This is a genomic window from Vibrio sp. JZG10, from assembly GCF_054064075.1.
Map to the genome: position 1 here is coordinate 1 of NZ_JBSUGE010000019.1, position 12462 is coordinate 12462.

General features: G+C 44.6%; 10 protein-coding genes and 1 pseudogene. 6 read left to right on the plus strand and 5 right to left on the minus strand.

Annotation, left to right across the window (positions count from 1 at the left end):
* Positions 1–78 precede the first annotated feature (78 nt).
* From ACWYVB_RS18605 to ACWYVB_RS18620, 4 genes and pseudogenes are all read left to right on the plus strand, one after another.
* Positions 79–423, plus strand: a pseudogene (locus tag ACWYVB_RS18605) (helix-turn-helix transcriptional regulator); the annotation flags it as partial.
* A gap of 827 nt (positions 424–1250) precedes the next feature.
* Positions 1251–1478: a FeoA family protein gene (locus tag ACWYVB_RS18610; protein ID WP_005382190.1), complete on the plus strand. Its 228-nt coding sequence runs from the start codon at positions 1251–1253 to the stop codon at positions 1476–1478.
* Positions 1478–3754, plus strand: a complete 2277-nt coding sequence (gene feoB, locus ACWYVB_RS18615; protein WP_457529713.1) for a Fe(2+) transporter permease subunit FeoB — start codon at positions 1478–1480, stop codon at positions 3752–3754. Before ACWYVB_RS18610 ends, feoB begins: the two co-directional genes overlap by 1 nt.
* Positions 3751–3981: a FeoC-like transcriptional regulator gene (locus ACWYVB_RS18620; protein ID WP_457529715.1), complete on the plus strand. Its 231-nt coding sequence runs from the start codon at positions 3751–3753 to the stop codon at positions 3979–3981. Before feoB ends, ACWYVB_RS18620 begins: the two co-directional genes overlap by 4 nt.
* A 97-nt stretch (positions 3982–4078) precedes the next feature.
* On the opposite strand, the gene ACWYVB_RS18625 is transcribed toward ACWYVB_RS18620, so the two are convergent.
* The gene (locus tag ACWYVB_RS18625) at positions 4079–4507 is read right to left on the minus strand and encodes an HIT family protein (protein ID WP_237283692.1); all 429 of its coding nucleotides are present in this window, start codon (positions 4505–4507) and stop codon (positions 4079–4081) included.
* Positions 4508–4633: 126 nt separating this feature from the next.
* On the minus strand, positions 4634–6367 hold the full coding sequence (gene argS, locus ACWYVB_RS18630; RefSeq protein ID WP_012842044.1) for an arginine--tRNA ligase: 1734 nt from the start codon (positions 6365–6367) through the stop codon (positions 4634–4636).
* A 219-nt stretch (positions 6368–6586) separates the two neighbouring features.
* Between argS and ACWYVB_RS18635 the strand changes: the two genes are divergently transcribed.
* The gene (locus ACWYVB_RS18635; protein WP_104971399.1) at positions 6587–7183 is read left to right on the plus strand and encodes a VOC family protein; all 597 of its coding nucleotides are present in this window, start codon (positions 6587–6589) and stop codon (positions 7181–7183) included.
* Between the two features lie 71 nt (positions 7184–7254).
* Here the strand turns inward: ACWYVB_RS18635 and ACWYVB_RS18640 are convergent, their stop codons facing one another.
* The 3 genes from ACWYVB_RS18640 to purU form a co-directional block, all read right to left on the minus strand.
* Entirely contained in the window at positions 7255–7623 is a 369-nt protein-coding gene (locus ACWYVB_RS18640) for a hypothetical protein (protein ID WP_104971400.1), read from the minus strand.
* 4 nt (positions 7624–7627) lie between these two features.
* On the minus strand, positions 7628–9244 hold the full coding sequence (locus ACWYVB_RS18645; protein WP_457529719.1) for a trypsin-like serine protease: 1617 nt from the start codon (positions 9242–9244) through the stop codon (positions 7628–7630).
* 203 nt (positions 9245–9447) lie between these two features.
* Positions 9448–10281 (minus strand): formyltetrahydrofolate deformylase, encoded by an 834-nt coding sequence (purU, locus tag ACWYVB_RS18650; protein ID WP_005382206.1) that lies wholly within the window; start codon positions 10279–10281, stop codon positions 9448–9450.
* Between the two features lie 218 nt (positions 10282–10499).
* On the opposite strand from purU, the gene ACWYVB_RS18655 reads away from it, so the two are divergent.
* Positions 10500–12440, plus strand: a complete 1941-nt coding sequence (locus ACWYVB_RS18655) for an ATP-dependent DNA helicase (RefSeq protein WP_457529721.1) — start codon at positions 10500–10502, stop codon at positions 12438–12440.
* Positions 12441–12462: the final 22 nt, after the last annotated feature.

The window sequence follows — 12462 nt, forward strand, 5'->3', positions numbered from 1 at the left end:
CTTCAATGTAGAAATTGGTAGAAATCGTGCTCTCGGTCAAGCCTTATTCCACAAGGGGTTTTCATGATCTTGCCCTGAGTGACCCCAGAGAAAGAATGGTTGCAAAAAGTCTATCAGCTGGTGGCTGAGCATTACCATGACCCTGAGTTTGGTACTGCTTTAGCGGCTAAAATGCTGTTCATGTCAGAACGCTCTTTACAGAGGCGCTTTAAATCAGCCTCGTCAAGAACGTTAAAAGATTATGTAACCGAAGTTCGTTTAGAAACGGCGTGTGAGCAGTTATTAGCGGGCGAGAAAATCAGCGAAGTAGCGTTTAACTGCGGCTTTAATGATCCTTCTTACTTTAGCCAAAAGTTTAAATTGCATTTTGGTTTGCCTCCTTCCAAGTTTGCTTTGACTCAAGAAAGCCAAGAAACCAACTAAAAACCCTCATTACACACTCCCTAGTGAATATTCAAAAGACTGGGGAGCTGCTTATAGCGCTCTACTATTCTAGAGCTACCAATGCAGTGATTCTCATTGCTTCTTCATCACATCTAGCCTACAAATCCATTCTCAATACGTAAGCACGGTCACGCTCTATCTGTTAGTAGCGCTGTTCTTAGCTATAACCATACATGGCTTAAGAGGACGGATTTACCTACGGCGACAAATAGATGAATGGTTGTATTTTTGTATCTAGAGTGCGTTGGTTCATTTGAGTAGTGGGGGTATGCGAAATTCGTGAAAACAGAACTGCGCTGAAAAGGTGGATAAGATAAAGAGTTTAGAGAGAGATGAAAAAAAATATCGTGGTATAGCCGGGGGGACTATACCACGGGTGTCAATGACACCTTCGCTTGCTGCCGGAGTGACATGTTGCCATGCCACCTCTGGAATTCATTTGAGAGGTTGCCCTCTCGATGGAGTAACTATACGAGAGGTTACTTATTTTTCTTATAAAAATAACGCCATGTTGATATGAGAAAAACGACAAAGTTTTAAATGTCATCTAACCTGTTGTTTTGTGTGGAAATTTTTATCTTTACCATTTGTTTGTGACATTTTTATTTCATTGGTCGTGATTTTTAATTGTTAATTTTGACGTAAATAACGAGAGGAAATTTACGGAGTTGACGTTTGAAAGCATGAAAACATTTATGAAATCTTTGATTTCACACAAGGATTGAAGGGTTATAGGAGAGTAATATTGGCAGCCTAAACTTATTAAATAATAATATTTCTCATTAGCAATACTCTTAAGGGCCACTATGAAGTTATCAGAGATTAATCCTGGCGATACGGTGACGATTCGGTTGTTAGATGGTCTTTCATCAGATATCAGAAAGAAACTCATGGTAATGGGGCTGCTTCCCAATACAGAAGTCAAAGTGATTCGACGTGCTCCAATGGGCGATCCTTTACAAGTCGAAGTCCGTGGTGTGTCTGTCGCATTGCGAGAAACCATTGCTCAGAAAATTGAAGTGGAGCGAGTGTAATGCAATATCAAGTGCTTACCGTAGGTAATCCTAATAGTGGTAAAACGACGCTATTTAATGGTTTGACTGGCGCAAAACAGCAAGTTGGTAACTGGGCAGGCGTCACCGTTGAAAAGAAAACGGGACAATTCAAACATGCGGGTGACGAGTTTTTGCTCACTGACCTTCCTGGTATTTACTCGTTAGACAGTGGTAATGATAGCAATAGTATTGACGAATCCATTGCATCGCGTGCGGTTCTAACTCATCCTGCCGATCTCATTATCAACGTGGTGGATGCTACGAGTTTAGAGCGTAGCTTATATATGACGTTGCAACTTCGCGAACTTGGCCGTCCTATGATTGTTGTTCTCAACAAAATGGATGCACTAAAACGTGAACGTCAAATGATTAACGTTTCAGAGCTTGAGAAAACATTAGGTTGTCCTGTAGTAAGTTTATCTGCAACCAATAAAACTCAAGTTGCAGAGTTTAAAGAAAAACTTCATAAGTCCATCGTTCAAGGGATCGCGCTTAAAGAGCTATCTTTGCATTACGGTGAAAAGATGGAGTCGGCGATTCAAACTGTTTCCGCACTTTTTAACGATCAAACCGTCGCCCATCGTGCATTAGCTATTCGTGCGCTTGAAAAAGATACGATGGTTCTCAATAGCCTTTCCGATATTGAGAGAAGCAAAGTATTGGAAGTCATTGCGACTTTAGATTTGGATATCGATTTGCATGTCGCGGATACCAAGTACACATACCTGCATGAACAGTGTAAAAAAGTTCGCCGAAGCGAAGGCAAGCTAAGTCGTAGCGTGACTGAAAAACTCGACCAATTTATTTTGAACAAGTGGATTGGGATCCCATTCTTCTTTGTGGTTATGTACTTGATGTTTATGTTCTCGATTAACATCGGTAGTGCATTTATCGACTTTTTTGACATTGGTGTAGGCGCATTGCTGGTTGATGGTGGACACCACTTATTAGATGGTCACCTCCCCGTATGGCTAGTTACGGTGATTGCTGATGGTTTAGGCGGCGGTATTCAAACAGTTGCGACCTTTATCCCGGTCATAGCGTGTTTGTACTTATTCCTTGCTGTGCTTGAGAGCTCGGGTTACATGGCACGTGCTGCGTTTGTGCTTGATAAAGTGATGCAGAAAATCGGCTTGCCGGGTAAAGCGTTTGTCCCTTTGGTTCTTGGTTTTGGCTGTAACGTTCCGTCAATAATGGCAACGCGCACGCTAGACCAAGAGCGTGAGCGCAAGTTGGCTGCGTCGATGGCACCGTTTATGTCATGTGGTGCTCGCTTACCTGTGTACGCTTTATTTGCTGCCGCTTTCTTCCCAGGCTCTGGTCAAAACATTGTGTTTGCACTTTACCTACTTGGTATTGTCGCCGCGGTGTTTACCGGTTTGTTCCTCAAGCACACGCTGTATCCTGGCAGCAGTGATAGCTTGGTGATGGAAATGCCTGACTATGAGCTTCCAACGTTGCAGAACGTCGTGATCAAAACTTGGCAAAAACTTAAGCGGTTTGTATTGGGTGCAGGTAAAACCATCGTAGTGGTTGTTGCTATCTTGAGCTTCCTCAACTCGCTAGGAACTGACGGTACATTCGGTAATGAAGACAGTGATAAATCGGTTCTATCAAAAGCCGCTCAGGTTGTGACGCCAGTGTTTGCACCAATTGGTATTCAAGAGGATAACTGGCCAGCAACGGTTGGTATTATTACTGGTATCTTCGCGAAAGAGGCAGTCGTGGGCACATTGAACAGCTTATATACTACGCCAACCGATGGAGAGGATGCAGACTTTGATCTTGTGGGTAGCCTAGAAGAAGCGGTGATGAGCATTCCTGAAAACCTAGCAGGGCTGAGCTATTCTGATCCGCTGGGAATTGACGTCGGTGATTTAGCGGATTCTCATGCAGTCGCAGAGGAGCAAGAAATTGATGAATCGATCTTTGGTAACATAAAAGAGAAATTTGTTTCTGGTCATGCTGCTTTTGCGTACCTAATTTTTATCTTACTTTACACTCCTTGTGTGGCTGCGATGGGTGCCTATGTTCGAGAATTCGGCAATAACTTTGCGCGCTTCATAGCGGTATGGACAATGGGGCTCGCGTACTTGAGTGCGACTTTCTATCATCAGCTTATGCATTTCGCTGATAGCCCTATCACCAGCGGCGTTTGGATTGCTGCAATTATTGCGATTTTCTTTGGCACGTACCGCGTTTTCAAGCGTGTAGGCAAGAAACATCAAGGCGAGTTTGAGGCGCAAGTCGTATGATTTTAAAAGAGCTTTATCAATATATTGCCGAAAAAGGAACGGTTTCCCAATCTGAGCTAGCAAAACAGTTCGGAATGAGTGAAGACGGTGCAGACGCCATGTTAAGTGTATGGATTAACAAAGGTCGCATTTCTCGCTTGGTAGATACAAATAAAGCTCGTCATATAACGCGAATACGCTATGCAGTCACAAAGCACGATGGTTTGTCACTTACCGTAACCATGTAGTAGGAGTAATGAGCCATCGCGCACAAACAATAAAGCCGCATCAGCAATGATGTGGCTTTTTACTTTCTGCCTGAATTAAAAGTTATATAACGAACGGTTACGCTTTACGGAAGATAGAGCTTAACGACAACACATTACGAATTCGGTTAAGAATCTCTTCTTGTTCTTCGTTAGTACGAAACTCACCTTTGGTGTTACCCCAAACGGGTCCCGGCCATGCTACGTCACCTTTGAAGCGAGCGATATGGTGAATGTGCAGCTGTGGCACCATGTTACCTAGGGCGCCAAGGTTTAACTTGTCTGGGCGGAATGTCGCTTCGAGTGCTTGGCTTACCGCTTGAGATTCGAGCAAAAACTGTTGTTGCTCTTGCATTGGCAAGTGGTGTAGCTCTTTCAAATTTTCGCGTTTAGGCACCAAGATAACCCATGGCACAGCATTATCTTTATGAAGAAGCGCGACGCAAAGTGGGAAGTGACCAATCACCGAAGTGTCTTTTGCCAATTGAGGATGAAGTTCAAAACTCATTATTGCTGTCCGATTAATTTTTAGTTTGAAGTAGTATACGACAGATAAAACAAAAGGTTGACGCTTTCACGTCAACCTTCGTCATCATTTAGCTTGTACTACTTAAGCTACTTACGTAAAAGCGGATTACATACGCTCTAGAGTATCGATACCCAGTAGAGACAGACCTTGCTTGATGGTCTTCGCTGTTAGCGCAGCTAGTTTCAGACGGCTTTGTTTCACTGCTTCGTCTTCAGCAACTAGGATAGGGCACGCTTCGTAGAAGCTAGAGAACTGACCTGCTAGTTCGAATAGGTAGCTACACATGATGTGTGGTTGGCCTTCGCGAGCAACAGATTGAACCGCTTCTTCGAACTGCATAAGTTTAGCAATAAGTGCTTTCTCTTTCTCATCAGTGATTTTGATGTCACCTTGGAGAGCGTCCATAGCAACACCAGCTTTAGCGAAAATAGAAGCTACGCGAGTGTATGCATATTGCATGTATGGTGCTGTGTTACCTTCAAACGCTAACATGTTGTCCCAATCGAACACGTAGTCAGTCGTACGGTGTTTAGATAAGTCAGAGTATTTAACCGCTGCCATTGCAACTGTTTTAGAGATCTTCTCTTTTTCTTCCGCATCTAGTTCAGGGTTTTTAGATTCGATCAGCTGTGCTGCGCGAACTTCTGCTTCATCCAGAAGATCTGCTAAACGAACGGTACCACCCGCACGAGTCTTGAATGGCTTTCCGTCTTTACCCAGCATCATGCCGAACGCGTGGTGCTCAAGAGATACTGACTCAGGTACGTAGCCTGCTTTACGAACAATTGTCCAAGCTTGCATTAGGTGCTGGTGTTGACGTGAGTCGATGAAGTAAAGCACACGGTCTGCACTTAGCTCTTCATAACGATATTTTGCACATGCGATATCTGTTGTTGTGTATAGGAAACCACCATCGCGTTTTTGAACGATAACGCCCATTGGTTCGCCATCTTTGTTCTTGTATTCATCTAGGAATACAACTTGCGCGCCATCATCTTCAACGGCAAGACCTTGTTCTTTTAGGTCTGCAACGATCTTAGGAAGCATGTCGTTGTACATGCTTTCGCCCATTACGTCGTCACGAGTCAGTGACACGTTTAGACGGTCGTAGTTGCGCTGGTTTTGGATCATGGTTACATCAACGAGTTTTTTCCACATTTCTGCACAGTACTCGTCACCGCTTTGCAGTTTTACCACGTAGTTTCGCGCCTTTACTGCGAACTCTTCATCTTCATCGTACAGCTTTTTCGATTCGCGGTAGAAGCCTTCAAGGTCCGCAAGTTCCATAGAAACTTCGCCAGACTCTTGTTGCACACGCTCAAGGTTTGCGATAAGCATACCGAACTGAGTACCCCAGTCGCCGATGTGGTTCGCGCGGATCACTTTGTGACCTAAGAACTCAAGCGTACGTACTACCGCATCACCGATGATGGTTGAACGTAGGTGACCAACGTGCATTTCTTTTGCTACGTTTGGTGCAGAGTAGTCGGCAACGATGGTTTGTGCTTCTTCTTTAGCTACGCCAAGACGTTCGTCTGCTAGCGCCGCGTCGGCTTGTTTCGCAAGGAACTCTTCGCTTAGGAAAATGTTGATGAAACCAGGGCCAGCGATTTCTGTTTTGCTCGCAATACCATCTAGGTCCAGAACATCCAGTACTTTCTGTGCAAATTCTCGAGGGTTAGTACCCAGTTTTTTAGCAACGCCCATTACGCCGTTTGCTTGGTAATCACCAAATTGTGGCTTTGCTGATTGGCGAACGGCTGCAGGACTGCCTGCAGGTGCGCCAGCGGCTTCTAGAGCCTGAGATACTTTGTCATTAATAAGTGCTTGGATATTCACACGCGTTTCCTTCAATTCAAGGACAAAGAACTCGGCAAAATGTACGCCGAGCTCTGTTAGAGTTCACAAAAATGGGCTAATCATAACAACTTTATTGCTTTTCATACAGAGATGAATAGGCGAAATTTTTACTTTTTCGATTGAATGGAAATGTGGCTTAGTTTGCGTTTACTATTGCGCTCAAAGTAATGAGATAAATCGCCCCATAAGAGAGCCATAATGACGACTCAACTAGTTGAAAAGCGCCTAACGCCTGAATTGATGATCCAAGATCTGGACGCATTTATGGCGAAGATTGAAGAGCTTGCAACCCTGTTAAAACTGGATCTGAGCTTTGCTCAAGCTGACCATATTGCGCTGCGTATTAATGATACTGAAACAGCGAAAGCCGCGCATGAAGCATGGAATCAATACGGTAAGGTGATTTCACAAGCGCAAATAAACGGTCGCCCAATCATCGTTATCGAATTCGACAAAGCGTTGGAAAGCCGTGGCTGGAAGATTGAGTGTCTGGAGCTGCCATACCCTGCGGAAGGCAAAATCTACCCAAATGAAAGCTGGGAACATGTGGAGTTTGTGATTCCGTCTCATGCCGAAACCGCAGATGAGTTTCTTGCTGATTTGAAACACACTTACCCAGCGTTTGGCGCGCGTTTTGATGAGTTAAAAGAGCTGGGTGTGAAGATCAAATTGTCGAGCCCGAAAGGGGAAGGCGAACGCTTGAACAACCCAACCGTGGCGTTTAAGTACCAAGGCATTTGTATCAAGCTGCACCCGCATTCACTTAAGCGTATTGTGGAGTCTGAGCAGGCGTAAAACGCTAGAGTGAAATTTCTGAGTTGCGAGAGGCAAAAAGGGAGCCGAGGCTCCCTTTCGTAAGCGAATCACTATTTAGCCGGTGACTTGCTTTTTGGGTTGGTAATGGAAAGCTTTTTGCCTTTCAACTCTTCGTCTAGAGTTAGTGTGAAAGTCTTTGGAAACGGCATTCGTTTACAATGATCCACTTTGTTCCTGACGATTGTGAGCAGGGCTTCCGTTGAAGAGTTTTGCTCTATTTTTAAGCTAAAGTCATCGTTCTTACTGCAGCCATTAGACTCGGCGATAAATGAAATTTGACTATCGCTAGTTCGATACGCTTCAACCATGATGGCTTGATGTTCAGACTCTTGACCTTGCTGCATTTCTGTATTTGCCGAGCAAGCGACTAAGCTGATTGAGCTCAAACCAAGCAGCATTGTTTTGAGTATATATTGCATCTTGTTATCCTTTTTTGCGACGCAGGAAAGGACCTGCAGCTAGCAACATCAAGAGGCTAATCGAGAAGCTACCGCCTGAACTCGATGTTTTTGTTACGCTGCTCTCGCTAGTGTTATCTGAACTAACTGACATCTTGATATTGCGAATATAAGCTTGCGCGTTGTAACCACCGCTAAACTCGTAGTTTTTCAGATAAGCAAAAGTAACCGTGTTTGACTTCCGGTAAAGATCGATAGAAAGTTCATTGTACTCAAGAAGCTGGCGAGTGTAGTCATACTCTTGGCCATTGACGTAAACGACAAAAACATCGAAACCATCTGACAAGACTTTAAAGTCCATTGATAGTTTGCCTTTTGGAAGATCGGTTAAATGCAAGATGGATGCACCAGTAGACATTCCCATTTCTGCTGACTGAAGTTCACCATTTTCAGTGGTCCAAGCGTGTTCATTGGTGTACACGTTTGCGCCAGCTAGCGTAACGGCACTGCTCAATGAGCTGCTTGCTTTATCAATACCACTATATATTAAGGTAGTCGAAAGTTTAGATAGTTTCGGATGATCAGTAGAGACTTCAATCGTTTCAACTGAGTGCGAGTAGCTTGGGTAGTAGCCTACCGTAATTTGACAGCTCTGAGATGGTGCCAGTGTCGCAGTACAGGTATTTTTGGCGAGGCTGATTCCGCTTGTTAGGGTAACGCCCGTGATGTTGATTGGCGTGTTCACCTCGTCATTACGAATAGTAAAGGTCTCTTGCTGCGCTTTTCGCTCAACGAAATGAAGATCTCGATACTGAGTGTAGCTGATAGTATTACGATGACTATCTATCCAGCCGTTATGCTGAAAATGAGCGACGTTTGCATAAACACCATAAGCATTTGGTTGAGCACATCCATCCCCCCAACTGACCACCCCTAATAATTTGTTGATGCCGTTATCATCAACGATGAGCGGACCGCCGCTATCTCCTTGGCAGCTATCTTTACCTCCCCAATAGTATCCGGCGCAAATGCCGTCATCTGATACATTAGAGTAATTTCCCGATAGGTTTTGGCAGGTTGCTCGATCTACGTATTCCAAATCAACTTGTTGTAAAACGGTTGGGTATACTCGGTCTGTCGTGGACGTATTTCCCCATCCAGCCACGTGCAACTTATCTCCTACGCGTACACTATCCAAAAGCTCTGGCGTTGCCAAATCGATAGTCGCGCTATCGACATTACGTTCTAATTCGATAAGAGCGATGTCATTGTTCGTTGTATTACTGTTATATGCAGTATGCGAGTAGATATTGTTAACCGCGATGCGCTGCGCGTGAGACTCGTTGTTTTGATCATAAAGACCAAGAGCGATATCAATATCGTCCGCATTAAGACCTTCCACACAGTGCGCAGCAGTTAATACGTATTTTCCACCAAGGAAACTACCGCCACAGAAGTGACCAATAGATGTTGGCTGTCCTTTACGGACCAGTGAAGCAATAAACTTCCAGTCGGAAGTATTAGCTGGCTCGCCGCCAATAATGCGAGTGGATACATCATTCTGAACAGGCTTAAGAGTATCCGCGATTGTGGTTGCTGGCAAAGTCAGCCCAATCAGAAAAGCCACTAACGTTTTTTTCATTTTAATTCCGTAATATTAACGTGGTTTATTATAAGGGACCAAATGATAAACGGAATCATTCTCTCAGTAAATAGTTGTAGTGAAATGAAAAAATTATAATATATCGGTTTAATTTTGATGGTTAGAGTCGGGGGATATCCCTGAAAAGATGAAACCCGTCAAGTTGGACGGGTTTCATTCTCTTTGTAACTAGTGCGGAAGGATTACAGGATCACTGTTTTATTTCCATAAACAAAGACGTGGTCGTTAATGACTTTATTCAACGCTTTGCTCAACACATTCTTTTCTACATCGCGTCCCGCTTGTGCCATATCTTGGGCATTGAATGTATGGTCGACAGGAATTACGTCTTGCTTGATGATCGGCCCTTCATCTAAATCATTGGTCACGAAGTGTGCCGTTGCACCGATGATTTTCACACCGCGATCGTAAGCTTGTTGATATGGCTTAGCGCCAATAAAAGCAGGTAAGAAGCTGTGATGAATATTAATGATTTTGTGGTGGTATTTCTCAACAAACGTAGGCGTCAATACGCGCATGTATTTAGCTAACACCAAAAAGTCAGCATCGTATTGGTCGATCACCTCTAACATCTTCTGCTCGTGTTCTTCACGGCTAAGGTTTTCATGGGTCACGTGGTGGTAAGGAATGTCGAAGCGTTCAGTGAGAGTTTGCAGTTTGTCGTAATTCCCTACCACAGCGGCGATCTCAACATCTAGGCTTCCATCGTAGGTTTTCATCAGAATATCGCCTAAACAATGCGCTTCTTTTGTGACGAGAATGACGATGCGCTTACGGCGAGAGCCAACCAATTTACGCTTAGCACCTTGCGGGAGAGCTTGGTCCAAGTCGGCAAGAAACGTTTGATCGTTGAAGTATCCCTCCAGCTCCGTTCTCATGAAAAAGTGGCCACTGGTATTATCAACAAATTCGTTATTGTGAACGATGTTGAGTTGGTGCTTGTAACAGATATTAGTAATTTTCGAGATGAGACCCGGGGCGTCAGAACAGTGGGTCAACAGTGTTTTCTTTTCCATAAATCAGGTACTTCCATGCATTAATATTTTAGCGTACGAATTTGTTATTATTCCCAGGCGGGTGTAACTGTACTGCCATGTTTCACCATAAATAATCTATTCTTACGTTGGTTTCAACAAAATATCCGTGCGTCGCCGCAAGCTGGCCAGATTGTGGGCTGATGTCACTCCTATTCCTCTGATATACTCTCGATAATTTTTCAAACTCAATACCAAGCATGATCGCAAAAACTTTTTCCTCTGATGGCGCGTTAGGTAAGGCCATTCCGGGCTTTCAAGCTCGTCAGCCACAAATCGATATGGCGGAAGCCGTCAGCAGTGCGATCAAAGATCAAACCCAGTTGGTGGTAGAGGCTGGAACCGGAACCGGTAAGACCTTCGCCTACCTAGTCCCTGCGCTGTTGAGCGGTAAAAAAGTGATCATCAGTACAGGCTCGAAAAACTTGCAAGAGCAGTTGTACCATCGTGACTTACCACTCATGGTCAATGCGCTTGGTTTTTATGGCCAAGTGGCATTATTAAAAGGGCGTTCTAACTATCTGTGTTTGGATCGCTTGAGCCGCCAAATGGTCGAAAGCCATACTAATGAATCTGACCCGACGCTATTAACTCAATTGGTTAAAGTGCGTACTTGGTCATCAGAAACCAAAATAGGTGACCTTGGTGATTGTGATGATCTGCCAGAAGACAGCATGATCATTCCAACCATCACTTCAACCAATGATAACTGTTTAGGTAAAGAGTGTCCGAGCTACACCGATTGCTTTGTATTGAAAGCGCGTAAGCGAGCCATGGATTCCGACATTGTTGTGGTGAACCATCACTTATTTCTTGCTGACTTAGCGATCAAAGAAACAGGATTTGGCGAACTGATTCCAGAAGCCGATGTGTTTATTTTTGATGAGGCTCATCAGTTGCCAGATATTGCGAGCGAATATTTCGGCCAGTCAGTTTCAAGCCGTCAAATTCATGATCTTGCCAAAGACATTGAAATAGCCTACCGCACCGAAGCAAAAGATATGCGCCAATTGCAAAAAGTGGGTGACAAACTCATGCAAAGCGCAATGGACATGCGGATTGTACTGGGTGAGCCAGGCTTTCGTGGCAACTGGCGTGAGGCGTTGCAATCAGGCTCTATTAAGCGAGAATTGTTGCGCTTAACTGATAGCCTCGAACTGGCGATTGATGTACTCAAAATAGCCTTAGGGCGCAGTCAATTACTGGATACCGCCTTTGAACGAGCCAACTTGATCAAAGGCCGCATCGACCGGGTATGTGATGTCGATATTACCGGTTACTCATACTGGTATGATACCTCGCCTCGTCATTTCGCTCTGCACATTACGCCTCTTTCTGTCGCGGACAAGTTCCATGAGCAAATAGAGATTAAACAAGGCGCGTGGATTTTCACGTCAGCAACTCTAGCCGTATCGGGCGACTTCAAGCACTTTACTGAGCGCCTTGGCCTCAAGCCTACAAAGCAATTTTCTCTGCCGTCCCCCTTTGATTATCAAAAACAAGCGCGCCTTTGTGTGCCAAGGTATCTGCCAGAGCCAAACAGTAACGGCTTAGCGGATAAGTTAGTCCGAATGCTTGCTCCGGTGATTGAAGAAAATGATGGTCGCTGCTTCTTTTTATGTACCTCGCACAGCATGATGCGTGAGCTCGGTGAGAAGTTCCGAGAAGTACTTGAGCTGCCTGTGTTAATGCAAGGGGAGATGAGTAAGCAGAAAACCTTGGCGGAGTTTATGGAACTGGGTAACGCTTTACTCGTGGCGACGGGCGCTTTCTGGGAAGGGATTGATGTTAGAGGTGATGCGCTGAGCTGTGTTATTATCGACAAATTACCGTTTACCGCCCCTGACGATCCGTTACTCAAAGCCCGTATCGAGGATTGTCGATTACGTGGCGGTGAACCATTTGCTGAAGTACAAATCCCGGATGCAGTGATTACGTTAAAGCAGGGAGTCGGGCGATTAATTCGAGATCAGAAGGATCACGGTGCGTTGATCATTTGTGATAATCGCCTTGTCACGCGAGACTATGGTGGTATTTTCCTCGGAAGTCTACCACCTATCCCAAGGACGCGAGACTTAGATGGAATCAAAGCATTCCTGAAAGCAGAACAATCTGTCACAGACGCAAGTGCTGAGGCATAACCCAATAAATGAGAGTTGTAGA